This window comes from Glycomyces lechevalierae, from assembly GCF_027622945.1.
GTDB lineage: Bacteria > Actinomycetota > Actinomycetes > Mycobacteriales > Micromonosporaceae > Glycomyces > Glycomyces rutgersensis.
Genome location: NZ_JAPZVQ010000015.1, coordinates 50,883 through 76,184, shown reverse-complemented (window position 1 = coordinate 76,184; position 25,302 = coordinate 50,883). Strand labels below are relative to the sequence as shown.

Genomic DNA, 25,302 nt, shown 5'->3' with positions numbered 1-25,302 from the left:
ATATTGACGCTACGCGCCAGTAGGCGTCGTGTGCTGCTGGGGAGGCGTGGGCGATGGACAGTGACGTCATCGTTGTCGGGGCGGGGTTGGCCGGGTTGGCCGCTGCTGTCGAGCTGGTCGGGCTCGGGAAGAGCGTGACGGTGCTCGAGCAGGAGGGCGAGCAGTCGCTCGGGGGGCAGGCGTTCTGGTCGTTCGGGGGGTTGTTCCTGGTCGATTCGCCGGAGCAGCGGCGGATGGGGATCAAGGACTCGCACGAGCTCGCGTGGCAGGACTGGCTCGGGACGGCCGGGTTCGACCGGCCGGAGGACGAGTGGCCGCGGAAGTGGGCCGAGGCGTACGTGGACTTCGCATCCGGGGAGAAGCGGGCCTGGCTGCACGCCATGGGAGTGCGGTTCTTCCCGGTGGTCGGGTGGGCCGAGCGCGGGGGTTATACGGCGCAGGGGCACGGGAACTCGGTGCCGCGCTTCCACATCACCTGGGGCACGGGACCGGGGATCGTGGAGCCGTTCGCGCAGCGGGTGCGGCAGGCCGAGCGGGACGGGAAGCTGCAGCTCAAGTTCCGCCATCGGGTGGATCAGCTGGTAACGACCGATGGGGTCGTCACGGGCGTCTCGGGGACGCTCCTCTCCCCGGACGAGTCGGCGCGCGGGGTGGCGACGACGCGGGAGGCGCTGGGCGAGTTCGAACTCGGCGCCGAGGCCGTGGTCGTCACGTCGGGCGGGATCGGCGGGAACTTCGACCTGGTGCGGCAGAACTGGCCCGAGCGGCTGGGAAAGCCGCCGAAGCGGCTCATCTCGGGCGTGCCGGCGCATGTGGACGGCCGGATGCTCGGGATCGCCGAGGCGGCCGGGGCGAACCTCATCAACCGCGACCGGATGTGGCACTACACCGAGGGCATCGAGAACTGGGACCCGATCTGGCCGCACCACGGCATCCGGATCCTGCCCGGGCCGTCGTCGCTGTGGCTGGACGCGACCGGGAAGCGGCTTCCGGCGCCGCTGTTCCCCGGGTTCGACACGCTGGGCACGCTGGAGCACATCATGACCACGGGCCACGAATACACGTGGTTCGTGCTGACGCAGAAGATCCTGGAGAAGGAGTTCGCGCTCTCCGGGTCCGAGCAGAACCCGGATCTGACGGGCAAGGACATCAAGCTGCTGCTCAAGCGGGTTCTGCCGGGCGCTCCGGCGCCGGTGGAGGCGTTCAAGAAGCACGGCGCGGACTTCGCGGTGGCGGCGACGCTGCCGGAGCTGGTGGCGAAGATGAACGGCATCACCGGCGAGGGGCTGCTCGACTACGAGACGGTGCGCGCGGCGGTCGAGGCGCGGGACGCCGAGATGGACAACAAGTTCACGAAGGACCTGCAGATCACGGCCCTGCGAGGGGCGCGGAACTACCGCGGCGACAAGCTCATCCGGGTCGCGAGCCCGCACCGGCTGCTCGACCCGAAGGCCGGGCCGCTCATCGGGGTCCGGTTGAACCTGTTGACACGGAAGACCTTGGGCGGCTTGCAGACCGATCTGGACGGCCGGGTCCTGCGGGCGGACGGTTCGGTGCTGCCGGGCCTGTACGCGGCCGGCGAGGCGGCCGGGTTCGGCGGCGGGGGGATGCACGGGTACCGGTCGCTGGAAGGCACGTTCCTGGGCGGCTGCCTGTTCTCGGGGAGGCAGGCCGCGCGGGGCGTCGCGAAGGAGGCGGCCGGGTAGCAAGGTGAACGGCAGGGCCGCGGGGGGTGCTGCCGGGTGGTGACGGTGTGTACCGGTTCGTCACCGGCGTGCCGGTTACCGTGTGGCGGTAAGGGTCTAAGGTGGTCGATAAGCGGCCTTCCTCACCCGGGAAACCGAGCACTCCTCGCCTACCGGGCGTGGTCCGCTAACATCCAAGGTTCTGCGGGCGCCAGCCTAACTGCTCCTCAGCAGCGCTCGCCGAAGCCGATCGCAGGCCGCACGCCGCGGGTCGGCACCTCACAACTCGTGGATGGTTGAGCATGAGCGACTTTCAGCACCCTGCCCCGCACCACCAGGCCGGTCCCCCTCCAGGCCCGCGGGTAGGTCCTCCGGCGGGTCCGCCCGCCGGACCGCCGGTCGGCCCTCCTGCCGGTCCTTCCTACGGTCCCCCGCCCGGCCCTCCCGCCGGTGCTCCCTCCGGCGCTCCGGTGGGCCCGCCGTCGGTCGCCGGCGGCGGCAACATGGGCCGCGCGTCCGTGGTCGGCGCGGCGAAGCCGAAGCCGGTCCCCGGCGCGGCGAAGCAGGGGCGCAAGAAGAAGAAGAAGAAGATGTCGGTGCGCCGCCGCCGCGTCTACGCGGCGCTCATCATGGCGTGCCTGATGTTCCTCGGCGCGATCACCGTGGCCGGGTCCTGGTTCTTCCAGAGCGTCCCCGCCCCCGAGGACCTCGAGTTCGGCGAGTCCACCACGTTCACGCTCGCGGGCAGCGAGACGCCGATCGCCGGCTACGGCGAGTACACCCGCAAGCTCGTGGACGACTACGAGGACATCCCCGACCAGGTCATCTGGTCGCTGCTGGCCCTCGAGGACAAGGACTACTTCGAGCACGAGGGCGTCGACTACAAGGGCACCATGCGCGCCCTGGTCAACAACCTCAAGGGCGGCGACACGCAGGGCGCCTCGACGATCAGCCAGCAGTACGCGGGCATGGTCACCGACATCCGCGGCGACATCTCGTACGGCCGCAAGGCCCGCGAGGCCGTCATGGCCATGAAGCTGGAGCAGGACAACTCGAAGGAGACGATCCTCCTCCACTACCTCAACCTCAACTTCTACGGCCGCGGCGCGTACGGCATCGAGGCCGCCGCCGAGGTCTGGTTCAACAAGAAGGTCGAAGACCTCACCTGGGCCGAGGGCATGATGCTGGTCATGCAGGTCAAGGCCGGTGACGGCTCGTTCGACCCGCTCATCGCCGACGAGAAGAGCACCGCCCCGCTCGACCGCTGGACCTTCGGCATGGAGTCCCTGCTGACGCTGACCGACGACCTGAGCGATGAGCAGCTGGCGGAGATCCAGACGCAGTTGGACGCCGGCATGCCCGAGACCCAGAAGGCGCTGCAGAACCCGGGCACGTGGGGCCACGACACGCCCACCGGCTTCATCACCAACCCGACCGACGGCTACGTCTGGGACGAGCTGGAGAGCCGCTACGGCCTCACGCAGGAGGACTTCTACGGCAAGGAGGCGAACACCGGCGGCTACACCGTGGAGCTCACCCTCGACCCGGACATCCAGGCCGAGGCCGTGTCGACCGCGGGTCGCGGCGACCTCAAGCGCCAGGAGAACGAGGCGGGCGAGCCCGTCGACGACGACGGCAACCCGGTCGGCGTGGAGAACGCCGCCGCAGCGGCCGAGTACGTCAACGACGACGGCTACTTCGAGTTCGTCAACAACAACAAGGACGCGGCGCTCTACGAGTACAACGCGTCGATGGCCAGCGCCGTCGTCGCGGTCGAGCCGGGCACCGGCCGGGTGCTGGGCTACTACGGCGGGCAGAACGGCCTCGGCATCGACAAGGCCGGCCTGGAGAACCCGCACCCGCCGTCGTCGACGTTCAAGATGATCACGGCGGCGACGGCGATCGAGAACGGGGCGTCGATCGACTCGTGGTGGAACGCCCAGTCGCCGCGCGAGTTCGAGTCCCTCGCCGACTTCGAGGACCCCACGATCTCGAACGCGGGCTCGAACACGAACGGGCCGGACCACATGACCCTCACCGAGGCGGTGCGGCAGTCCAAGAACACCCCGATGTACGCGATCGCCGAGAAGTACGGCGCGACCTCGATCCTGAAGACCGCGGTCGACATGGGCCTGCGGCAGTTGACGCAGACCGATGAGAACGGCAACGCGGTCACGTACCGGTTCTACCGCGCCGCGGACGGGACGATCACCTACTCGCGGCACGGTGTCATCGAGCACGAGGACGGCTCGTTCGAGACGGACGCGAACGGCAACATGGACCTCTACGCCTCGCTCGACGGCTACGAGGACGACGGTGTGACGCCGAAGAAGACCGAGTTGGACCTGGACTCGAAGAACTCGCCGTTCTACTACCACATCAGCTTCGGGCAGTACCCGACCTCGGTGTCGTACATGGCGAGCGTGTACGCGACGATCGCGGCCGACGGCAAGTACAACGAGATGCACTATGTCGAGGCGGTGTACGACCGCGACGGCAACAAGGTCCCCGAGCAGCGGAAGCTCGAGTCGTACCAGGCGATCGACGCGGGCATCGCGCGCAATCTGCAGTTCGTGGGTTCGACCATCACCGGTGAGGGCGACAAGATCGACGGCGATCGGCCGCTCACGGGCAAGACCGGTACCTGGCAGGCGGGCGACGAGTACGGGGACGCGAACGCGCACACCTGGTACGTGGGCGCGATCCCGCAGTTGAGCATCGCGGCCTGGGTGGGCAACGCGACGGCGGAGTCCGCGCCGCTGCTGAACAAGGACGGCGGCACGGACGGCGTCTACGGTTCGAAGCTCAGCTACCCGGTGTGGATCAAGTTCATGAACGGCGCGATCGAGTCCGAGGGGTATGAGGTCAAGGCCTGGTCGGAGGCCACGCACGCGGGCAGTCCGATCGTGGATGACATCCTGAACGACCAGGGGAAGATCGACGCGAGCAGCGCGTACTGCGTGGCGAACCCGGGCGACACGAAGTGCGTGGCGGCGACGCCGCCGCCGGGCCAGGACACGTGCGACCCGTTCTCGCAGGCGCTCGGCCTGTGCGAGCCGGGTGGCGGAGGCGGCGGCGGTGGCGGCGGCGGCCGCAACCACGACTGATCGATGCACGCGGAAGGGCCCGGCGGGAATCCCCGTCGGGCCCTTCCGCGTTGCGGCGCTCAGGCGAAGGCGTGGCCTTCGCCGCGGTAGGTGGGGACCTCGTCGACGAGTTCGCCGTTCCGGACGAGGTGGATCGTGTTGACGCGCTCGGCGAGTTCGCCGGCTTTGGCGTGGCGCATCCAGACCCGGTCGCCGATGGCGAGGCCGTCGGCCGCGCGGCCCTTGAGCGGGGTCTGGACCTCGCCTGCGCCTTCGGTCTTCGAGAAGCGCATCCCGGCGGGGAAGGTGGGTTTGGGGAGCCGGTCGGGGCCAGGCGCGCCCGAGGCGATCCAGCCGCCGCCGAGGGCGGTGACGATGCCCGGGCGCGGGCGCCGGACCACCGGCAGTGCGAAGAACGCGGCGGGGATCGGGCGGATCGACCGGTAGCCGTCGAAGAGGGCGGGCGAGTACAGGCCGGAGCCGGCGGCGATCTCGGTGACGGACGGGTCGGCGGCGGTGGAGATGACGGAGCCGGTGCCGCCGCCGTTGACGAATTCGAGGTCGGCGACGCTGCGCACGGCGGCGACGGCCTCGGCGCGGCGTTCGGCGAGTTCGATGCGGGAGACGCGCTGCATGAGCCGCACGAGCGGGGATTTCAGGGCGGCGGCGGAGAAGGCGTCCTGGACGCCCGCGATCTGGCCTTCGTAGCCCATGATGCCGACGAGGTCGACGCCTGGGCGCTTGTCGATCTCGTGGGCCATGTCGAGTGCGTGTTCGGGGGTGCGGACCGGGGAGCGGTGCGCGCCGATGTGGACGCGGCCGCCGAGGAGTTCGAGCGAGACGTCGAGTTCGAGGCAGAGGCGCAGCGGCCGGGACGGGTTCGGTTCGACGTGGCAACGTAGGAAGTCCAGGTGCTCGACCGAGTCGACCATGAGGGTGACGCGGCGGGCGAGCTCGTCGTCGGCGGCCAGCGCGCGCAGCGCGTCGGTGTCGGCTGTCGGATAGGCGACGACGATGTCCTCGAACTCCTCGGCCAGCCACAGGGCTTCGGGGAGGGTGAAGCCGAGGATGCCTTTGAAGCCGGGTTGGGCGAGGGCGCGGCGCATGAGGGCGCGGCAGCGCAGGGACTTGCTGGCGAGGCGGAGGGGTTTGCCGATGGCGTTGCGGCGCAGGATGGCCGCGTTGGTGTCGAAGGCGGCGAGGTCGACGACGGCGAACGGGGGTTGGAGCCCGGCCGTGGCGCGGCCGAGTTCGGCGAAGCGGTGTTCGAGCGCGGCGGGGGCGTCGGCCCCGCTGATTCGCTGGTGGCCCATCCGACTTCCCTTCGGCAGCGTATTTGGGGTTAGATGAAAGCTACCGTGAAGTTCGCCTCACATTCAACCGGAGTAGCTATGGGAGCTGCCGTGGGATCCTCGATCTGGCAGAACTGGTCGGGCACCGAGACCGCCGACCCCGCCCGCACCGTCAGGCCCGCGGGGGTGGAGGAGCTGGCCGCGGCGGTGGCCGCGGCGGCCGCGGACGGGTTGCGGGTGAAGGCGGTCGGGGCGGGGCATTCGTTCAGCGGGATCGCGGTGGCGGACGGCGTGCAGGTCGACATGGGCGGTCTCGACCAGGTCGTGGCGGTGGATCCGCGGTCGGGGCTGGTGACGGTGGAGGCGGGGATGCCGCTGTGGCGGTTGAACGAGGTCCTCGACGCGCACGGGCTGGCGCTGGAGAACATGGGCGACATCGACCGGCAGACGATCTCGGGGGCGATCTCGACGGGGACGCACGGCACCGGTGACCGGTACCGGGGGTTCGCGTGGCAGGTCAAGGGGTTGAAGCTGATCCTCGCGGACGGCTCGGTCGTACATTGTACGGAGTTCGAGCGGCCGGAGTTGTTCGCGGCGGCCCGGCTGGGGCTGGGGGCGCTCGGGGTGATTATCGAGGTGACGCTGCAGTGCGTGCCGGCGTTCCGGTTGAAGGCGGTCGAGCGGCCGGAGCGGCTGGACACGGTGCTGGACAACCTGGACGAGCTCGTCTCGGAGAACGACCATTTCGAGTTCTACTGGTTCCCGCACACGGCGCGGACGCTGACGAAGCGGAACAACCGGTACGCGATGTCGGAGCCGAGCCGGGCGCCGAGCCGCCTGTCGTACTGGTGGAGCGAGGGTTTCACCGAGAACACGCTGTTCGAGGCGAGCAACCGGGTGGGCGTGCGGTTCCCGGCCATGGTGCCGAAGCTGAACAGGTTGGCGGGCCGGGTGTGGAGCGCGCGGGAGTACACGGACGTGTCGCACCGGGTCTTCGCGTCGCCGCGGTCGGTGGTGTTCCGGGAGATGGAGTACGCGCTGCCGCGGGAGGCGCTGCCAGGGGTGCTGCGGGAGCTGCAGGCGACGGTGGAGCGGGAGCGGCACCTGGTGTCGTTCCCGGTGGAGGTGCGGTTCGCGGCCGCGGACGACATCTGGCTCTCGACGGCGCAGGGCCGGCGGACGGCGTACGTTGCGGTGCACCAGTACCACCGGCACGACCACGAGCCGTACTTCAAGGACTGCGCGGCGATCTTCGACGCGGCGGGCGGGCGCCCGCACTGGGGGAAGATGCACGCGCTGGACGCCGAGCGGCTGGGCGACCTGTACGAGCATTTCGACGACTTCCTCGCGGTGAGGAAAGAGGTCGATCCCGACCGGCGCTTCTCGAACCCGTACTTGGAGCGGGTCCTCGGGGACTGAACGGTTCGCCTTGCGCTCAGTGGCTTCGGTCGAACGGCAGGATCTCGAACGCGTCGAACCCCGGGGTGAGCGGCTTGATCGCGCGGAAGTCCCGCTGGTCGAGCGTAAAGATCCTGTTGACGCCGTACCGTCCCGCCAGCGCGACGCCGACCGTGTCGGCGAGATCGAGTTCCAAACCGTCGTGATCCTTGCGGGTCCGGTGCGCGGTCTCAAGGTCACCGTCGGGAGCTGTGATATCGATGTCGGGGCCGTGGGCTACCTTCTTGCCGTGGCAGAGGTGCGGTTCCGAAAACTCGATGAGATGACCGACGACGAGGTCTACGCGGCGTACGCGCCGCCCGCCGCCGACTGGCTGCGGGTCAACTTCGTCTCCAGCGCGGACGGCGCGGCGACCCTGGAGGGCCTCTCCGGTCCCCTTTCGGGTGAAGAGGACAAGCGGGTGTTCAAGGTCCTGCGGGCGCGCTGCGACGTGCTCCTGGCGGGCTCGGGAACGGTTGCGGCCGAAGGGTACGGGCCGCTGGTCCTCTCCGCCGAGCGGATGGCCTGGCGCCGCGCGCAGGGCCTGCCGGAGGTGCCGGTCATGGCCGTCGTCTCGCGCAGCCTCGCCGGGCTGGACCCGGAGGCGGGGATCTTCACGGAGGCGCCGCGCCGCCCGATCGTGGTCGTCCCGGCCGACCTGCCCGAGACGCAGCTCGAACCGTTCCGGGAGGTCGCCGACGTGGTCGCCGCGGGCACCGGAGCCGTGGACCTCCCGGCCGCGGTCGCGGCCCTGCGCGGGCGCGGGCTGCGCCAGATCCTCTGCGAGGGCGGGCCCCGCGTCTTCGGCGACCTCATCGCCGACGACCTCGCCGACGAACTCGACCTGACGATCTCGCCGCTGCTGGTCGGCGCCGGTCCCGTGCGCGTCGCCGAAGGCCGCGCCGCGGCCGAGGCGCGGCCCCTGGAGCTGCGACACGTCATCGAAGCCGGGGGGAACCTCATCCTGCGGTATCTGCGAGGATCGACCGATGAGTGAATCGGTGGGCCGGGTGCTCGGCACGGAGGACGCGACGCCCCTGTCGTTCTGGGTCGGCGTCGGACCGGAGGCGTACGCCCAGCTCGACGACGTGCTCACCACCGAGCGCCAGGTGCCCGGGGTCGGCACGGTCCGCATCTCCGGCGTGGTCACCTCGGTGCGCTCGCGTCACGAAGGGGCGCAGTTCGACTCGGACGTGTTCGACATCGCCGGGGGCCTGCTGCCCGCGCAGGTGCAGGAGGCCGCCGAGGTCACGGTGACGCGCGTCGAACCCGAGGTGTTCGTGCCGCCGCGCCCGGGCGCCGAGGTGCAGCGCGCCGCCGGCGAGGACCGCGACCGGGCCCTCTACTTCGACGGCATGGCCCGCCAAGTGCCCCTCGGGTTCTCGCGGGACGGGCAGCCGGTGTTCCTCAACCCGGACTTCCTCGACGGCACGCGCGGCGCGCACGTCTCCATCTCGGGCATCTCCGGCGTCGCCACGAAGACCTCGTTCGCGACCTGGATGCTCTACTCGCTCCTGCACTCCGGCGCGCTCGGCGCGGAGGCCGCGAACACGAAGGCGCTCATCTTCAACGTCAAGGGCGAGGACCTGCTGCTCCTCGACCACGACAACACCAAGATCGACGAGACCGTGCGCGACTCCTACCGCCGTCTCGGCATGGAGCCCGGCGCGTTCAAATCCGTGGAGGTCCTCGCGCCGCCCCGCGAAGGCGACGCCAACGGCATCCCCGACGTGGCCTGCCGCTCGACCGGGGTGGACGCGTTCTACTGGACGCTCGCCGAATTCTGCCAGCTCAGCCTGCTGCCGTTCGTGTTCGCCGACGGCGACGACGACCGCCAGCAGTACACGATGGTCGTCCACCAGGTCGCCGCCCGCCTCCGCAAAGAGGCCCGCCCCAAGGACAACGGCGCCATCAGCGTCGACGGGCAGCTGCTCACCAGCTACCGCGACCTCGTCGACCTCATCTGCGAACGCCTCTCCGACGACGAGACCCGCACCGAATGGGCCGGCTCGGCGATCGGCCTCGGCACCGTGAACGCGTTCATCCGCCGCCTCATCGCCTCCGGGCGCGACATCGGGCGGCTCATCCGCGGCGACCTCCCGCCGAAGGGCGCCGTGCTCACCTCGGACGCCCAGGTCACCGTCGTCGACCTCCACAACCTGCCGGACAGGGCGCAGCGCTTCGTCGTCGGCGTCGTGCTCCGCACCGAGTTCGAGCGCAAGGAGAAGGCCGGCACCGCCCGCCCGCTCCAGTTCGTCGTCCTCGACGAGCTCAACAAGTACGCGCCGCGCGAGGGCACCAGCCCCATCAAGGACATCCTGCTCGACATCGCCGAACGCGGACGCTCCCTCGGCGTCATCCTCATCGGCGCCCAGCAGACCGCGTCCGAAGTGGAGCGGCGCATCGCCTCGAACTCCGCGATCCGCGTCGTCGGCCGCCTCGACGCCGCCGAGGCGACCCGCCCCGAGTACGGGTTCCTCACGCAGGCCCAGCGCATGCGCGTGCTCATGGCCAAACCCGGCACGATGTTCGTGGCCCAGCCCGAACTCCCCGTGCCGCTCGTGGTGAACTTCCCGTTCCCCGCCTGGGCCACCCGCCCCGCCGAGGCCGGGTCGGCCCCGGCCCCCACCGCGCGGTCGGGCCGCGCCATGTCCCCCACCGCGAAGGTCGACCCGTTCGACCTCGCCGGGGACGACGAAGACGACATCCCGTTCTAGAGTCGGGCCACCAGACCGTCCAGAGGAGCAAGCCTTGCGGATTCTCCACACGTCCGACTGGCACGTCGGCGTCACCATGAAGGGCCGCTCGCGCCTCGACGAGCAGCGCGCCGTCTTCAAGCAGATGGTCGACATCGCCCGCGACGAAGCCGTCGACCTCGTCATCGTCGCCGGCGACCTCTTCGACACCGCCTCGCCCTCGGCCGAATCCCAGCGGCTCCTCTTCTCCGCCCTGTCCGCGCTGCGCGGCACCGGCGCCGAAGTCGTCGTCATCGCCGGCAACCACGACAACGGCAAAGCCCTCGAGGCCCTGCGCCACTGGGCCCACGCCGCCGGCATCCACCTGCGCGGCTCCCTCGGCAAGGCCTCCGACCACCTCGTCACCGGGGAGACCGCGAGCGGCGAACGCTGGCGCTGCGCCGCCCTCCCGTTCATCGCCCAGCGGCACGCCGTGCGCGCCGCCGAACTCTTCGAACTCGGCGCCGCCGGGGCCGAAGCGAACTACGCCGACCACCTGCGCCGCCTCGTCTCCGCGCTCACCCACGACTTCACCGCCGACACCGTGAACCTCTTCACCGGACACCTCACCGTCGTCGGCGGCAAAGTGGGCGGCGGCGAACGCGAGGTCCACACCGTCGCCGACTACGCCGTCCCCGCCGCGATCTTCCCGCCCACCACTTCCTATGTGGCCCTGGGACACCTGCACAAGGCCCAGGCGATCCAGGGGCCCTGCCCGATCCGCTACTCCGGCGGGCCGCTCGCCGTCGACTTCGGCGAAGAGGACCACACGCCCAGCGTCGCCATCGTCGACGTCGCCCCCGGCGTCCCCGCCCGCCCCCGCACCGTCCCGCTCACCGCGGCCGTGCCGCTCCAGACCGTGCGCGGCACCCTCGAACACCTCGCCAAGGCCAAAGTGGACGAACGCGCCTGGCTGCGCGTCTTCGTCACCGAACCCGCCCGCGCCGGACTCCGCGGCGAGGTCGCCGACCTCTTCCCCCGCGCCGTCCAGATCCACATCGACCCCGTGATGCGCGCCGACGACGCGAAACCGCGCGAACGGCGCTCCGGACGCAGCCCCGGCGACCTCTTCGCCGCCTACCTCACCGAGCACCAGCACGACGACCCCGCCGTCACCAAGCTCTTCGCGCAGCTCTACGAAGACACCCAGACCGTCACCGAGGAGGCCTGATGCGGCCCATCCGACTCGACCTCCAGGGTTTCGGCTCCTACACCGGGTCCGAGACCTTCGACTTCACCGACGCGGAGTTCTTCGCCCTCACCGGTCCCACCGGCGCCGGCAAGTCCACCGTGCTCGACGCGATCTGCTTCGCGCTGTACGGCCGCACGCCGCGCTGGCCCAAGTCCGCGACACAGAACTCCCTCGCGCCGTCCTCAGTGGAGGGACGGGTGCGGCTGGTGTTCAGCGCCGCCGGGCAGCACTACGTGGCGACCCGCATCCTGAAGCGCGACCGCAACGGCAAGGTCAAGACCACCACGGCCGCGATGGAGCAGCTGCCCGAGGGCGTGAACCCCGCCGAGGACACCGAGCTCGTCGAAGGCCTCGGGAAGGCCTTGGGCGGCAGCCCGAACGAGGTCAACTTCGCCGCCGAGCGCATCATCGGCCTGCCGTTCGAGCAGTTCACGAAGTGCGTGCTCCTCCCCCAGGGCGAGTTCGCGGAGTTCCTGCGCGCCTCCTCGGCGGACCGGCGCAACATCCTCGAGAACCTGCTCGGCCACAGCGTGTACCGCGCGATCCAGCAGCGCGCCCGCACCCGCTTCGTCGACGCGGACGCGAAGCGCCAGGCGTACGAGACGCAGCTCGCGGGCATCGCGCCCGTCACCGAGGAGCAGATCAGGCACGCCGCCGAACGCGTCGAGCGCCTCGAGAAGCTCTCGGAACCGGTGCGGGACAAGTCGAACGCGCTCGACGGCCTCGCCGCGGCCGTCGAGACCGCCCGGCGCCGGCTCAACGAGGCCGAGGCGAACCTCGCCTCGCTCACCTACATCAAGCAGCCGTCCGGGGTCGCGGACATCGCCGCGCAGGTCGCCGCCGCGGCGAGCGCCGTCGCCGAGAAGGCGGCCGAAGTCGAGGCCACCGAGACCGAGGACGAGCGACTGCGGTCCGAACTGGACGGACTCGACCTCGGCCTGATCGAACGGCAGCTCAAGGCCTGGGCCGAACTCGCCGAGACCGAGGCGAAACTCAAGACCGGCCTCGAACTCACCGAGGAGCTGCGCGACCAGTTCGCCGAGGCGAAAGAACTCGAAGAGGCCGCCTCGGAAGAGGTCGAGATCCAGCACGCGGTGCTCCACAAGATCCGCATGGCCGAACTCGCCGGGACCCTCAGGGCGGGACTGGAAGTGGGCGACGAATGCCCCGTCTGCGACCGTCCCGTGGACGAGGTGCCCGAACACGACCTCTCGGAGTCCATGCAGCAGGCGGAAGAAGCCTCCCGTACGGCCACAGTGGAGTTCCGAGACGCGCAGGCCGCGGTGGTGGCGATCCAGACGAAGCTCGAGAACTACGAGGAGCGGCTCACCGAGCTGCAGCTCGCCGAGCGGCGGCTGAAGAAGAAGCTCGAGAACGTCCCCGAACCCGTTGTGCTGCAGCAGCAGCGAGCGAACTCGGAAGAGGCCCGGCAGCAGCTCGCGGGCACCGGCGCGGCCCTCAAGGCCGCGCGGCGGGCGCTGCGCGAGGCCGAGAAGCGCAAGGCGACCGCCGACGAGCGGCAGCAGCGGGCGTGGAAGGAGTTCCAGCACGCCCGCGACCAGGTGGCCGTGCTCGGCCCGCCCGCCGCCGGGGACGAGCTGGCCGCGAGCTGGAAGGCGCTCGTCGCGTGGGCCGAAGCGTCCCTCGAACGTGCCGGAACCGAACGCGAGGCCGCCCGCACCGAGCTCGCGGGCCTCGACGGCCGCGCCGAGACGTTGCGCGGGGAACTCCGGTTCGCCTTGGGCGAGTTCAACGTCGAAGTGCCGCGCAACGGCACCGGCGGGGATTACGTGGCGCGGCACGCGACCGCCGTGGAGGTGGCGCGGGCCGATGCGGCCGCGCTCACCGAGGCGCGGAAGCGGCGCATCGACCTCGACGCCGAGATGCGGCGCTTCGCGGGCGAGGCGCTGGTGGCGAAGGAGCTCGCGAGGCACCTCGATGCGCGGAAGTTCATGGAGTGGCTGCTCAGCGAGGCGCTCGACGAGCTGGTGGCCGGTGCGACGGTGATGCTCAACCGGATCACGGGCGGACAGTACGACCTGGTCTACCGCGAGCAGGACTTCTGGGTGGTCGATCATCATGACGCGGACATGCCGCGCCCGGCGCGGAGCCTGTCCGGCGGCGAGACCTTCGCGGCCTCGCTCTCGCTGGCGCTCGCATTGAGCGATCAGTTGGCGAGCCTGTCGCGGCACGGGGCGAGCCTGGAGTCGATCATCCTCGACGAGGGCTTCGGGACCTTGGACCCGGAGACGCTGGACGCGGTCGCGACGACGCTTGAGGCGCTGACGCTCTCCGCGGGCCGCACGGTCGGCCTGGTGACGCACGTCGCCGAACTCGCCGAACGGGTCCCGGTGCGGTTCCGGGTCACCAAGGACGCCAAGGGATCCCACGTCGAGAAGACCTGGACCTGACCGGCGGGAGCGACCGGACCTGAATCGGCACGGCGCGACCCGAACCCGCCCGCTGGCCCATGCCCGGCCTCGACCCGAACCTGGCCGGCCCCTGTCCGGCACCACCTGAACCGCCCCGGTCCGCCCGGCTCGGCTCGCTTGACGTTGCCCGCACTCGGTCGCTGCTCACTCGATCGGGTGAGTTCCCGGCTTGTGCCGAAATGAAGGCGGTTTCTTGTCGGACCCGCGCGACAGGATTGGATCGGGGTCGCCCCCCTGGGAGGGCGGGGGACTGCCTCGGGACGGTTCAACGGCTCGGCGACGCCTTCGGCGCCGGGCCGCCCGGTCAGCGCCGCCTCTCGGCCTTCGCCTCCCTGGCCGTGAGCACCAGCCCGATCAGCGTCAGCGCGATGAGCGCGTACGCGAAATCATCGATCGCGGTCCCGAGCCCGATCGCGTCCGAAAGGTACCCGAGCCCGAGCGACAGCCCGCCCGCGAGCGCATAGATGCTGATGTTGAACGCCGCATTGGCCTCCGCGAGCGCCGTCGCGGGCACCGCCTGGTTCAGCATCGACAGGCCGCCGAGGAACCCGAGACCCTGCGCCGCGCCGGCGAACGCCGCCGCGACGAGCAGCACCGCCGGAGCCGCGGTCGCGACCGCCGCGAGCAGGCCCGCCGCGCATGCGATCGTCCCGGCCGCCGCAGTGACCATGAGCCGCGCGACCGTGAGCCGCTTCAACGCGACCTGGCTCAGGATCGAAGCGGTGAACGCCACCGCGGCGACCGCGCCCGCGACGACCCGGTTGTCCGTCCCCAGTTGCTCGCTCAGCAGCGACGGCGCGAGCGAGAGCATGAACGAAGTCGTGGCGAGCGCCGGACCGGCGACCGCGACGGCCGCGAGCAGCCGGCGCCGCGACTCGGCGGGAACGCGCGGCACCCGGATCCAGCCGCCGCTGCCGGAGTCCGCCGGGCGGGCCAGCGGCATCCGCGCGACCACCCCGATCGCGGTGAGCAGCAGGGCGATCTGGATCCAGAACACCGTGGACGTCGGCGCCGGCAGCGTCTCGGAGACCACGCCGCCCCACAGCGGGCCGAACCCGGTGCCGACCGCGACGCCGACCGAGCCGAGCAGCGCGGCCAGCCGCTTGCGTCCCGGCCCCGCGAGGTCGGTGACGGCGGCGGCGCCCGCCGAGACGAGCGCGCCGTTCGCGGCCCCGGCGAGGACGCGGCCGATCGAGAGGGCCGGCACGCCCTCGGCGGTGGCGAACAGGACCGCCGCCACGAGTCCGAGGCCGAGCGCCGGGAGCAGGACCGCCTTGCGGCCCAAGCGGTCCGAGACGCGCCCGGAGACGAGGAGCGAGACGGCCATGCCGACCATGTACCAGCAGAAGATCGCCGTCAGCGTGCCCTTCGAGAACCCGAACTCCGCCTGCCAGACGACGTACAGCGGGGCGGCGACGTTGGCGAGCATGAAGACGGAGGCGATGGGCCAGGCGGCGAGCCAGGCCCACGCGGCGGCGGGGGCGTCGAGCGGTCGAGCACTGACGTGCGGCGGGGCCACGGGGGGCGCTTCCACGACGGATTCCTTCACGGCGGGGCTCCTTCACGGATGGAAGTACGAGTAATGTCGAACTAGTTCGAGTAGAGTCGAACATAGTTCCGTAGTACGATGCAAGTCGTACTAGCCGTCCGTGAGATACGACACCGGGAGCTCCGATGCCGACGCCAGCCGCCGCCGAGTCCGAGACCGGCCTCCTGCCCGAGCCGACCAGGGAGGAGATCCGCCTCGAGAAGGTCCTCAGCGCCCTGAGCGACCCCCTCCGCCTCGGCATCGTCCGCGCGTACCTGCGCGACGGGGACGGCGAGGAGCGCGCCTGCGGGTGGTTCAAGATCGACCGTCCGAAGTCGACCAGGACCCACCACTGGAAGGTCCTCCGCGAGGCCGGCGTGGTGCGCCAGCGCCAGGTGGGTCTGGAGCGCCGCAACGTGATCCGCGAAGACGACCTGAACGCGCGCTTCCCCGGCCTGCTCGATCTCGTCGTCGCATGGGAGCCCGACGAGACCGACGTCACGTGAAGGATGTTCACGTGTCGTTCAACTTGAAGGCTCAAGTACCTATGAGGAAATGAGCACACTCCACATTCGCGGCAATCGCCGCGCACTCCTCACCACCGCCGGGGCCGCAGGCCTCGGCGTCGTCTCCGTCTTCGCCCTCGACGCCTGCAGCGCCGACGGCGGCGGCATCGGCGGCGAGGACGCCGCGGCGCAGACCGCCGGCGTCCCCGACCTGCAGGACCTCGAGAACGCCGAGGACATCTGGCAGGCCCTCCTCGACGGCAACCAGCGCTGGGCCGACGGCGCGGCCGTCCACCCCCACGCCGACGTCCAATGGCGCGAATCCCTCGTCGAAGGCCAGGCGCCCCGCGCCGCCGTGTTCAGCTGCGTCGACTCCCGTGTCGCCCCCGAACTGATCTTCGACACCGGCGTCGGCGACATCATGGTCACCCGCACCGCCGGAGAGGTCTTCGACCCGCTCGTCTCCGAGTCCGTCTCGTACGGCCCGGCCGCGCTCGAGGCGCCGCTGCTCGTCGTCCTCGGCCACCAGAAGTGCGGCGCGGTCACGGCCGCCCACGAGGCGCTGCTCGCGGCCGAGGAGGGCACCGAGCTGGAGGAGCACGAGTACGCCCTCCCCGAGACCGTCGAGGCCCTCCGGCCCGCCTACGAGGCGGCGAAGGGCGAGTCGGGCGACCCGGTCGACGCGATGATCAAGGCGAACGTGCTGCTCACCATCGAAGCGCTCAAGGGGCACCCGAACCTGGCCGAGCTGGTCGCGGACGGCGAGCTCACGGTGGTCGGGGGCGTGTACTCGCTCGAGACCGGCCTGGTGACCGAGATTTCGTAGCGCGGCCCGCGAGGGCGTCGACGGTGAGCAGTAGTCTGGGCCGCAATCGTTCTGGAAAGCAGGTGCGCCTTGCAGATCACCGTCGACGCCTGGGACCCGTCCTTCGCGGACAACCCCGAGTCGCCCTCGCGCTCGAACCAGGCCATCGTGAACGCCGGGGTCGAGCTCGAGCCGGCCGACTGGCGGCCGGTCGACGCGCCCGCTTCGGGGCCGCGCCGGATCGTCGTGGTCGACGGCGTGCGCCGCATCGACGCCCGCGTGGAGCTGTTCGAGGACGGCGAGCGCTGGCCGGGCGTGTGCGTGTCGTGGGCGGCCGGGGCCGTGGCGTGCGACCTGGACGGGCACGCGTCGCCTGAGGCGGCGGTCGTGGAGGTCGCGGTCGAGCGGGGCCTGTTCGCGGCGGTCGATCCGGGCGCCGATTTCGGGCGCTACCCGTTCCGCAAGGCGGAGTCGGCGGATCCGGGCGAGCTCATCGCGACGGCCCAGGCGGCGATGGCCGAGCTGGAGGCGAAGGTGTCGTCGCTGGTGACCATGGACGCGGAGCTGTCGGTGCTCGACGGCCCGCTGCGGGGGCGCACGCGCCTGCCGCATTCGGTGGGGTACATCAAGAGCCATCACCGCTCGTATCTGCAGGGCGAGTTGAACGCGGTCGTGGAGCGGCTGCGGCCGGGCCAGCGGACGCCCGTCTTCCATCTCATGTCGGGCTGGCCGCGGTACACGTGGTATCTGCGGCTGCCGGGCACGTCGTCGCGGGGCTGGGCGGGGATCGCGCGGCTCGAGGCGGCGGACGATCTGAGCGAGGAGGCGGCGATCGCGCTCGCCGACGCGACCGCGGCGTCACTGCCGCCGCTGGGCTCGGCGGCGCACAAGGACGCGCGGGCGCCGCAGAACCTGACGCCGATCGCGGGGCTCGAGCGGCGTCTGAAGCGGATGCTCGGGGACCCGCGGCTGCTGCTGCGCTCGGTGCGGGCGGCGTCGCTGGAGACCGGGGACGGCGGCCCGGGGCGCTAGGCTCGGCGCATGGCAGAACAGCGCACGGACGCCTTGGCGGGCAATGGGATCGACCGGGTCGTGCACGGCACGGCGGTGCACTCAAGGGTGCTCGCGGCGGCTCCGGACCGGGTGTGGGCGGCGTTCGCGGAATTCCCGCTGCGGGACCGCTGGTTCCGCATCCCCGGCGAGGACGCGGCGCACGAGCTGGATTTCCGGGTCGGCGGGGGCGAGACCGCGCGGGCGCTGTTCGCACCGTCGGGGACCCCTGAGTTGGTGGAGTGGCGGTCGCACTTCTTCGACCTGGTGGCGCCGCGCCGGCTCGTCTACGGCTACGAGTTGCAGGTCGACGGGGTGCGCCGGACCGTGTCGCTGGTGACGGTGGAGCTCGCGCCGGAGGACGGCGGGACCCGCCTGGACTACACGGAGCAGTTCGCGCTGACGGCGCTCATCGGGGACGGCTCGCAGGACGAGGCGCATCTGCGCGGCAGCCTGCAGTTCCTGTTCAACCGCCTGGAAGCGGCGCTGGACGGGCGAGAGGCCCCGGCGCGGATGCGCTAGGGCCTCTCTCGGGTCAGCGAACTCCGGGTCCGCTTGCTTTCGTTTCGAGCTTAGGCGTGTTCTAGTACCAGCCGTTGGACTCGCTGTGCGACCAGGCGCCGCAGGGGCTGCCGTAGCGGCCTTCGATGTAGTCGAGGCCCCAGGCGATCTGGGTGGCCGGGTTGGTCTCCCAGTCGTCGCCGTTGGCGGCCATCTTGTCGCCGGGGAGCGACTGGGGGATTCCGTAGGCGCCGGAGCCGGAGTTGTAGGCGGTCTCGTCCCAGCCGGACTCGCGGTCCCAGAGGCTGATGAGGCAGCCGACCTCGTCCATGTCCCAGCCGGCCTCGAGGGTCATCGTGCAGCCGATGGCCTTGTTGCCGGAGTACTCGGAGCAGTCGGCGGCGATGTCGACGCTGCCGCCGCCGTCGTCGGAGGACTCGGTGCTCTCCTCGGCGGGCGCCTCGGGCTCGGGCTCGGGTTCGGGCTCGGGGACCTCGGCGGCAGCGGTCTTCTCGGTCGGCTCGGCCGACAACGCCTTGACGGGGAGGATGCTCTCCATCGGGGCGACCTGGTCCCACTGGCGGTCGCTGCTGCCGGCGTCCGCGACGATCTCGGCGGCGATCTGCTCCTCGGGGGTCGGGTCGTCGGTGTTGATGATCGCGGCGCTCGCGCTGCTGGCGGTGCCTACAGCGAAGAGCACGGCGGCAGCGGAGACGAGGACGCGCTTGCGGGCGGGGTGCCGCTCGGGGTCTTCGGCTCGGTGCCGCGCACGGGAAGGCTTCATGCGGGTAAACATCGGGGCAACCCTAGGGGCCCCGAAACCTCCGACCGTACCGCTGAGTAATCGCCCCAATACGGCACATCTCCACATGCGAGCGAACCTATCGGGTGCCCGTCTCGCCCGATAGCGCCGGTATCGCGCGGTCTGCGGCACCCCTCCTGGGACCCGGGCGGCGGGCCTCCTCCGAACGGCCGATTGACACCGCCCCGCCCCGGCAGACCTTCTGCGCCGGAGGTCCACTGAGATCAATGTCATAGTGGAACGTGAACATGGCCGAATCGTCCTGAAAGACCGGAAACGGCCCCGCCGCGCGGCGGGGCCGGTCCTCGGGTTACTCGGTCGGCGAGTCGCTTGGGGTCTCGCTCGGGGCGGGCGCGGTCGACTGCTCCGCGCCCGCGCTCTCGGTCGGGAGCTCGCTGCTCGCCTGCTCCTCCGCCGTCTCCGACTCGGACGGGGCGATGCCGTCCGCGCCGTCCGCGCCGCCCGCGCACAGCGGGTACTGGTAGCCGAGGGCGTCGTCGGCGGTGGCGGTCGGCTCCTCGAGCTCGTTGCCCCATTCGTCCGTGGGCGGCGCGTCGAACGGGTTCCCGGGGGCGGTCTCGCACGCGTACGGGTCGCCGATCCACAGCGGGTTGCCGTTCTGGTCGAACAGGTACACGCCCGTGAGCGGGTTGCCGTTCTCGTCGTAGGCGTAGATGTCGGTGACGTCCTGGCCCTGCGTGTACGTGTACGTGTCGTCCTCGTAGCCGGCCGACGAGATGAGGTCGACCGAGGAGGCCGTGTAGAGCCACGCGAACTGGTAGCCCGCCAGCGCGACGAGCGCGATCCCGCCGGCGATCATCCAGCGGCGGCGGCGGCCGCGCCATTCGAGGGACTTCGCGCCGAGGCGCATCGAGGCCCACACGCAGACGAGCAGCACCGCGGCCATGAGCAGCAGGCCCGGGAGGGAGCCGAAGATCGAGTACCCGGTGACGCCGTACTGGGCGGCGGAGAGCCAGTAGACGAAGAGGGCGGCGGCGATCGCGCCGCGCAGGACCCACCAGCCGGGGCGGAGGCGCTCGCGCAGTTCGGCGGCGTCGGCGTGGCCGGTGCTGGCGGCGTACCGGTCCGCGGCGCCCTTGAGGCCGGCGAGGGCGGGGGCGGCGGTCTCGGAGAGCTTGCGGCGCATGCGGGTGGTGACGGGCTCCTTGTCGACCTCGGCGGTCTCGCGCAGTTCGCGGGCGTAGGCCTCGGGGCTGCCGAGGAGGTCGCGGAGGACGGCGCCGGGTTCGAGGTCGGCGGCGACCTCGGTCAGGTGGGCGTCGAGTTCGGACATGAGGTCCTGCCGGATGTGGGAGGGCAGGTCGTTGAGGTGCCGCTCGACCGCGGCCAGGTAGGACGCGATCTCGGTGGACCGGTCGGGTGTGGTCGTCATGGTGCTGCCCTTCTTGGCTGACCGTTGCAGGCTGCGGGTGGAAGTCGGGTGGTGCTCATGCTGTGAAGACCGGTCGCGGCGGCGGCGCCGTTGCATGGTCGTGCGCGAAGGTTTCGAGGGCGCTGCTGAAGCCGAGGACGGCGGCGGCGCACGCTTCGGGGCTGCCGAGGCGGTGCTCGAGGGTCTCGCCGGGCCGGAGTCCGGCGGCGACGTCCGCGAGGTGGGCGCGCAGGCCGGCGGCGAGGTCGAGGCGGATCTCCTGGAGAAGGACGTCGAGGTGGCGCTCGACGGCATCGCGGTAGTCGGCGTCGGTCGGGGTGTGGGTCATGGTCGGCCTTCCGTGGGCACGTCGAACAGCACTCGCATCTTGGCGCTCACGTCCTCCCAGGCCTCGCGGGCCTGGCGGAGGTACTTCCGGCCGGGTTCGGTGAGCGCGTAGTACTTGCGGTGCGGGCCCGAGTCGCTCGGCTGCACGTAGGTGGACAGGTAGCCGGCGCGGTAGAGCCGCCGGAGCGTGCCGTAGACGGAGGCGTCGCCGAGCTCGTCGAAGCCCGCGGCGCGCAGCCGGTTGAGGATCTCGTACCCGTAGCCGTCCTGGCGCTCGAGGACGCGCAGGACGATGATGTCGAGCAGGCCCTTGAGCAGTTGCGATCTGTCCACGCAATCCACAGTACCATGCAATGCACAGTAGTGGACGCGTGCGAACGCGGACGGCCCCGTCCGCATGGACGGGGCCGTTTCGCTTGCGGCGCTTAGAAGGTGGCGCGGGCCGCGCGCAGGCGCGCGAGGCTCACGTCCTTGCCCAGGAGCTCCATCGACTCGTACAGGGGCGGCGAGACGGTCTTGCCGCTGATCGCCACCCGCACCGGGCCGAAGGCCTTGCGGGGCTTGAGGCCCAGGCCGTCCACGAGCGCGGCCTTGAGGGCCTCCTCGATCGCCGCGGTGGTCCAGTCGATGCCCTCGAGGGACGCGATGGAGGCGTCGAGCACCTGCGCCGCATCGTCCTTGAAGGTCTTCTTCGCGCTGTCCTCGTCGAGCTCGACCTCGGTGCCGCAGAACAGGAACCGCAGCATCTCCACGGCCTGCGCGAGGGTCGTGCACCGCTCCTGCACGAGCGGCACGGCCACCTCGAGCACATGCGACTGCTCGGCCGTGACCTCCGCGCCGAGCAGCCCGGCGTCCTGGAGGCGCGGCACGAGCATCCCGATGAGCTCCCCGGCGTCGACCGCCCGGAAGTGGTCCGAGCAGATCGCGTCGAACTTCTTCTCGTCGAACCTCGCCGGGTTCGACTTCACGTCGTGCAGGTCGAAGGCCTCGAGGAACTCCGCCACGGTGAACACGTCGCGGTCGCCCGAGATCGACCAGCCGAGGGTCGCCACGTAGTTGAGCACGCCCTCGGGCAGGTACCCGGCCTCCTTGTACTGCAGGAGGTTCGAGCGCGGGTCGCGCTTGGACATCTTCTTGCCGCGCTCGTCCACGATGAGCGGCAGGTGCGCGTACTCGGGCTCGGCGTCGGCGATGCCCAGCTCGACGAGCGCGCGCCACATGACGATCTGGCGCGGCGTCGAGGGCATCAGGTCCTCGCCGCGGGTCACCATGTTGACCTTCATGATCGCGTCGTCGACCGGGTTGGTGAGCGTGTACAGCGGCGAGCCGTCGCCGCGCGCGATCACGTAGTCGGGCACCGTGCCGGCCGGGGTCGTCACGTCGCCGCGCACCGCGTCCCGGAAGGTGATGTCCTCGTTGGGCATCCGCATCCGGTACACGGGGTTGCGGCCCTCGGCGCGGAAGGCGGCCTTCTGCTCGTCGGTGAGGTCGCGGTCGAAGTTGTCGTACCCGAGCTTCGGGTCGCGCCCGGCGGCGCGGTGGCGGGCCTCGACCTCCTCGTTGGTCGAGAACGCCTCGTAGGCGTATCCGCCGTCGAGGAGCCGCTTGATGACGTCCGCGTACACGTCGAGCCGCTGCGACTGCCGGTACGGTGCGTACGGCCCGCCGATGTCGGGCCCCTCGTCCCAGGTCATGCCCAGCCACGAGAGCGCCTCGACCAGCTGGTTGTAGGACTCCTCGGTGTCGCGGGCCGCGTCGGTGTCCTCGATGCGGAACACGAACTCGCCGCCCTTGGCCCGGGCGTAGCCCCACGAGAACAGGCAGGTGCGCACCAGGCCCACGTGCGGGGTCCCGGTCGGGCTGGGGCAGAAGCGGGTGCGGACGTTACTCACTGGGAACCACCTTGTTGGACAGTGTGCCGATGCCGGCGATGGAAACGGAGACGGTCTCGCCGGCCTGGAGCGGCCCCACGCCGGCGGGCGTGCCGGTGAGCACCACGTCGCCCGGCAGCAGCGTCATCACCTGCGACACGTAGGCGACGATCGCGGCCGGGTCGAAGACCATGTCCTTCGTCGAGCCGAGCTGCCGCACCTCGCCGTTGACCTCGCATCGGACCTCGGCGTCGGCCATGTCGACCTCGGGCGAGGTCTCGATCCACGGCCCGATCGGGCAGAACGAGTCGAAGCCCTTCGCGCGCGTGAACTGCACGTCCTGGCGCTGGATGTCGCGCGCCGTCACGTCGTTGGCGCAGGTGTACCCGTAGATCGCGCTCTTCGCGGCCTCGCGGTCGAGCCCGCGCGCGCCGTGCAGTCCGATCACGACGGCCAGCTCGGCCTCGTGCTCGACCTGGTCGGCGACGGCCGGGAGCCGGATGGCCTCGCTCGGGCCGATCACCGAAGTGGACGGTTTGAGGAAGATCAGGGGCTCCTTGGGGACCTCGTTGCCGAGCTCGGCGGCGTGGTCGGCGTAGTTGCGCCCCACGCACACCACTTTGGACGGCAGGATCGGGGCGAGCAGCCGCACGTCCTCGAGCGCCCAGCGCTGGCCGGTGAGCTTGATCTGCGCGAACGGGTGGCCCTCGATCTCGGCCGCGGTGGCACCGGAGCCCTCGCCTTCCAGGACGGCGAAGGACATGCCGGTGGGTTGAGCGATCCGCGCGATCCGCACAGTCGGCCCCTCTCTGAAGACTGGTTTGACCTTGCGGCCTCAGCTTAGTTCGGGGTCGGGGCGGGGTCGACGCACTACCGCGCGGAGCGCGGCTGAATCACGCTGTCGCCGGCCGCGCGGTGCCTGCAGCGCGCTAGCGCACGAGCAGGAAGATGCCGCCGATGATCACGGTGCCGACGAGCGCGCCCACGACGATCCCCATGCCGAGGCGGCGGACCTTCCCGAACATGCCGATCAGGAAGCCGAGCACGAAGGTCAGCGGCGTGGCGACGAGCAGCGAGAGGCCAGTGGCGCCGAAGCGGACCTTCACGGTCTCGCCGATGTCGCCCACGAGGACGAAGCCGAAGGCGAAGGCCGCGATCACGAGGATCACGAAGCCGAGGAAGAAGCCGGTCGCGAAGCGGCGGCGTCCGTACACGGCCGAATCCGCGGCCATCGCCGCCGCGCGGGCACGATCGGTCTTGTAGGAAGTCACACGTCAACTCTAGTACGGCCGCACCAGTCCTGCGGTGACGCGTGCACCGCGTTCCGCGCCCGCGAACGCGAGGCGTGCGCCGTCTCCATTGGAAAACGCCCATCCACAGGGAAAGGGAGTCACACCACCGTGACGCGCCGTCGCGGATGCGTGGAGAGTGCCCGATTGCGTGCAACACTGCCGAGATGCGTCGTTTGATCACACTCTTCGTCCTGCTCGGGGCCCTGTTCCTCGCGCAGACGCCGGCCGGGGCGATCGACTCCAGCCTGCCGCAGACGTCCGCCTCGTTCAACGACCAGGTCTACAAGGTGGACTACGACGGCGACGTCGTCTACTCGGGCGGGGCCTTCACCCGCGCCCGCAACATGGACGGCACGTTCGCGCCGCGCAGCTACCTGGCGGCCGTGGACTCGACCACCGGGGCGCTCCTGCCCTTCGCGCCGGTCCTCAACGGATCGGTGCACGAGGTCAAGACCGGCGGCGGCTTCCTGTACATCGCCGGGAAGTTCACCGAGGTCGACGGGGTCGCCCGCTCCCGCGTGGCCCGCTTCTCGCTCGAGACCGGCAAACTGGACACAGCCTGGAACCCGAAGCCCTCGGCGACGGTGTACGCGATCGAGCCGGTCGGCTCCACCGTGTACCTGGGCGGCACGTTCCTCACCGTCGGCGGCTTCGCGCAGCCCGCGCTCGCGGCCGTCAGCGCCGTCGACGGCGCGCCCGTCACCACGTTCAAGCCGGCCGTGGCCGAAGGGGCCGTGCGCGACCTGCAGTACGGCCACGACCGCCTGTACGTCGCCGGCGCGTTCGCGACGATCGCGGGCGAGAAGAAGTACGGCAAGCTCGGCGCCGTGAACCCGTCCACGGGCGCGGTCGACCCGGGGTTCGAGTCCAAGGTGTACGTCCTGACCCGCGAGGTCGTCGTCGCCGGCGACCGCGTGTACGCGGCGCTCGACGGGCGCGGCGGCGAGATCCGGGCGTTCACGACGACCGGCGAGACCCTCTGGTACCAGGCCGTCGACGGCGGCATGCAGACCGTCGAGGTGTGGGGCTCCACCGTCATCGGCGGCGGCCACTTCGACAAGGCCTGCGTCAACAACCACGCCGGGCCGCTCGGCCAGTGCGTCGACGGGGTGCGCGCCCAGCGCGGCAAGCTCCTCGCGGTCGACATGAACGGCAAGCTCCTGGACTGGAACCCGGCCGCGAACGGCGTCGTCGGCGCCTGGGACGCGACCGCGAACCCGTCCGGCGCGAACCTGGCCGTCGGCGGGTCCTTCACCACCTTCGGCGGCGGCACGCAGGAGCAGAAGCGCCTCGCCGTCTTCGACTGAGCGGCGCAGCGCAAAGGGCCCGATCTGCTGATCGGGCCCTTTTTCTCGCCTTCCGCGCGAT

Annotated in this window: 21 protein-coding genes and 1 pseudogene; 12 read left to right on the top strand and 10 right to left on the bottom strand. The window is 71.0% G+C overall.

The window, feature by feature from the left end; genetic code table 11:
- Positions 1–53: 53 nt before the first annotated feature.
- On the top strand, positions 54–1,706 hold the full coding sequence (locus tag O2L01_RS20285) for an FAD-binding dehydrogenase (RefSeq protein WP_270123857.1): 1,653 nt from the start codon (positions 54–56) through the stop codon (positions 1,704–1,706).
- A 449-nt stretch (positions 1,707–2,155) separates the two neighbouring features.
- On the top strand, positions 2,156–4,792 hold the full coding sequence (locus tag O2L01_RS20280) for a transglycosylase domain-containing protein (RefSeq protein ID WP_270123856.1): 2,637 nt from the start codon (positions 2,156–2,158) through the stop codon (positions 4,790–4,792).
- A gap of 59 nt (positions 4,793–4,851) precedes the next feature.
- Here O2L01_RS20280 and O2L01_RS20275 read toward each other — a convergent pair whose 3' ends face one another.
- The gene (locus O2L01_RS20275; protein ID WP_270123855.1) at positions 4,852–6,084 is read right to left on the bottom strand and encodes an amino acid deaminase/aldolase; all 1,233 of its coding nucleotides are present in this window, start codon (positions 6,082–6,084) and stop codon (positions 4,852–4,854) included.
- Between the two features lie 90 nt (positions 6,085–6,174).
- Here O2L01_RS20275 and O2L01_RS20270 point away from each other — a divergent pair, with 90 nt between their 5' ends.
- Entirely contained in the window at positions 6,175–7,482 is a 1,308-nt protein-coding gene (locus O2L01_RS20270; protein WP_270123854.1) for a D-arabinono-1,4-lactone oxidase, read from the top strand.
- Positions 7,483–7,498: 16 nt separating this feature from the next.
- On the opposite strand, the pseudogene O2L01_RS20265 reads toward O2L01_RS20270, so the two are convergent.
- A pseudogene (locus tag O2L01_RS20265) lies at positions 7,499–7,669 on the bottom strand (VapC toxin family PIN domain ribonuclease); the annotation flags it as partial.
- 114 nt (positions 7,670–7,783) lie between these two features.
- On the opposite strand from O2L01_RS20265, the gene O2L01_RS20260 reads away from it, so the two are divergent.
- Genes O2L01_RS20260 through O2L01_RS20245 form a run of 4 tightly spaced genes read left to right on the top strand, consistent with a single transcriptional unit; the run spans position 7,784 to position 13,838 of the window.
- Positions 7,784–8,497 (top strand): pyrimidine reductase family protein, encoded by a 714-nt coding sequence (locus O2L01_RS20260; protein WP_270123852.1) that lies wholly within the window; start codon positions 7,784–7,786, stop codon positions 8,495–8,497.
- Complete coding sequence (locus O2L01_RS20255; RefSeq protein WP_270123851.1) at positions 8,490–10,217, top strand: ATP-binding protein; 1,728 nt, start codon at positions 8,490–8,492, stop codon at positions 10,215–10,217. The genes O2L01_RS20260 and O2L01_RS20255 overlap by 8 nt, the downstream gene beginning before the upstream one ends.
- Before the next feature lie 34 nt (positions 10,218–10,251).
- Positions 10,252–11,406: an exonuclease SbcCD subunit D gene (locus O2L01_RS20250; protein ID WP_270123850.1), complete on the top strand. Its 1,155-nt coding sequence runs from the start codon at positions 10,252–10,254 to the stop codon at positions 11,404–11,406.
- Complete coding sequence (locus O2L01_RS20245; RefSeq protein WP_270123849.1) at positions 11,406–13,838, top strand: SMC family ATPase; 2,433 nt, start codon at positions 11,406–11,408, stop codon at positions 13,836–13,838. Before O2L01_RS20250 ends, O2L01_RS20245 begins: the two co-directional genes overlap by 1 nt.
- Positions 13,839–14,163: 325 nt before the next feature.
- Here O2L01_RS20245 and O2L01_RS20240 read toward each other — a convergent pair whose 3' ends face one another.
- On the bottom strand, positions 14,164–15,393 hold the full coding sequence (locus O2L01_RS20240) for an MFS transporter (RefSeq protein WP_270123848.1): 1,230 nt from the start codon (positions 15,391–15,393) through the stop codon (positions 14,164–14,166).
- Between the two features lie 140 nt (positions 15,394–15,533).
- Here O2L01_RS20240 and O2L01_RS20235 point away from each other — a divergent pair, with 140 nt between their 5' ends.
- The 4 genes from O2L01_RS20235 to O2L01_RS20220 all read left to right on the top strand — a co-directional run bounded on the left by O2L01_RS20235 (position 15,534) and on the right by O2L01_RS20220 (position 18,270).
- On the top strand, positions 15,534–15,893 hold the full coding sequence (locus tag O2L01_RS20235; RefSeq protein ID WP_270123847.1) for an ArsR/SmtB family transcription factor: 360 nt from the start codon (positions 15,534–15,536) through the stop codon (positions 15,891–15,893).
- Positions 15,894–15,942: 49 nt separating this feature from the next.
- Positions 15,943–16,719, top strand: coding sequence for a carbonic anhydrase (locus O2L01_RS20230; protein ID WP_270123846.1), 777 nt, complete (start codon positions 15,943–15,945; stop codon positions 16,717–16,719).
- A gap of 69 nt (positions 16,720–16,788) precedes the next feature.
- Entirely contained in the window at positions 16,789–17,730 is a 942-nt protein-coding gene (locus O2L01_RS20225) for a hypothetical protein (RefSeq protein WP_270123845.1), read from the top strand.
- Between the two features lie 9 nt (positions 17,731–17,739).
- On the top strand, positions 17,740–18,270 hold the full coding sequence (locus O2L01_RS20220) for an SRPBCC domain-containing protein (RefSeq protein WP_270123844.1): 531 nt from the start codon (positions 17,740–17,742) through the stop codon (positions 18,268–18,270).
- 61 nt (positions 18,271–18,331) lie between these two features.
- Here O2L01_RS20220 and O2L01_RS20215 read toward each other — a convergent pair whose 3' ends face one another.
- The 7 genes from O2L01_RS20215 to O2L01_RS20185 all read right to left on the bottom strand — a co-directional run bounded on the left by O2L01_RS20215 (position 18,332) and on the right by O2L01_RS20185 (position 23,913).
- Entirely contained in the window at positions 18,332–19,033 is a 702-nt protein-coding gene (locus O2L01_RS20215; RefSeq protein ID WP_270123843.1) for an aggregation-promoting factor C-terminal-like domain-containing protein, read from the bottom strand.
- Between the two features lie 328 nt (positions 19,034–19,361).
- A complete protein-coding gene (locus O2L01_RS20210; RefSeq protein WP_270123842.1) occupies positions 19,362–20,444 on the bottom strand; it encodes an HAAS signaling domain-containing protein in 1,083 nt (360 codons plus the stop codon).
- Between the two features lie 55 nt (positions 20,445–20,499).
- Positions 20,500–20,772 carry a hypothetical protein gene (locus tag O2L01_RS20205; protein WP_270123841.1) on the bottom strand — a complete coding sequence of 91 codons (273 nt, stop codon included), beginning with the start codon at positions 20,770–20,772 and terminating at the stop codon, positions 20,500–20,502.
- Positions 20,769–21,104, bottom strand: coding sequence for a PadR family transcriptional regulator (locus O2L01_RS20200; protein WP_270123840.1), 336 nt, complete (start codon positions 21,102–21,104; stop codon positions 20,769–20,771). The genes O2L01_RS20205 and O2L01_RS20200 overlap by 4 nt, the downstream gene beginning before the upstream one ends.
- 92 nt (positions 21,105–21,196) lie before the next feature.
- Positions 21,197–22,663 carry a glutamate--tRNA ligase gene (gene gltX, locus O2L01_RS20195; RefSeq protein ID WP_270123839.1) on the bottom strand — a complete coding sequence of 489 codons (1,467 nt, stop codon included), beginning with the start codon at positions 22,661–22,663 and terminating at the stop codon, positions 21,197–21,199.
- Positions 22,656–23,438 carry a fumarylacetoacetate hydrolase family protein gene (locus O2L01_RS20190; protein ID WP_270123838.1) on the bottom strand — a complete coding sequence of 261 codons (783 nt, stop codon included), beginning with the start codon at positions 23,436–23,438 and terminating at the stop codon, positions 22,656–22,658. Before O2L01_RS20190 ends, gltX begins: the two co-directional genes overlap by 8 nt.
- A gap of 133 nt (positions 23,439–23,571) precedes the next feature.
- Positions 23,572–23,913, bottom strand: coding sequence for a hypothetical protein (locus O2L01_RS20185; protein WP_270123837.1), 342 nt, complete (start codon positions 23,911–23,913; stop codon positions 23,572–23,574).
- 185 nt (positions 23,914–24,098) lie between these two features.
- On the opposite strand from O2L01_RS20185, the gene O2L01_RS20180 reads away from it, so the two are divergent.
- Positions 24,099–25,241 carry a PQQ-binding-like beta-propeller repeat protein gene (locus O2L01_RS20180; protein ID WP_270123836.1) on the top strand — a complete coding sequence of 381 codons (1,143 nt, stop codon included), beginning with the start codon at positions 24,099–24,101 and terminating at the stop codon, positions 25,239–25,241.
- The last annotated feature ends 61 nt before the right edge of the window (positions 25,242–25,302 follow it).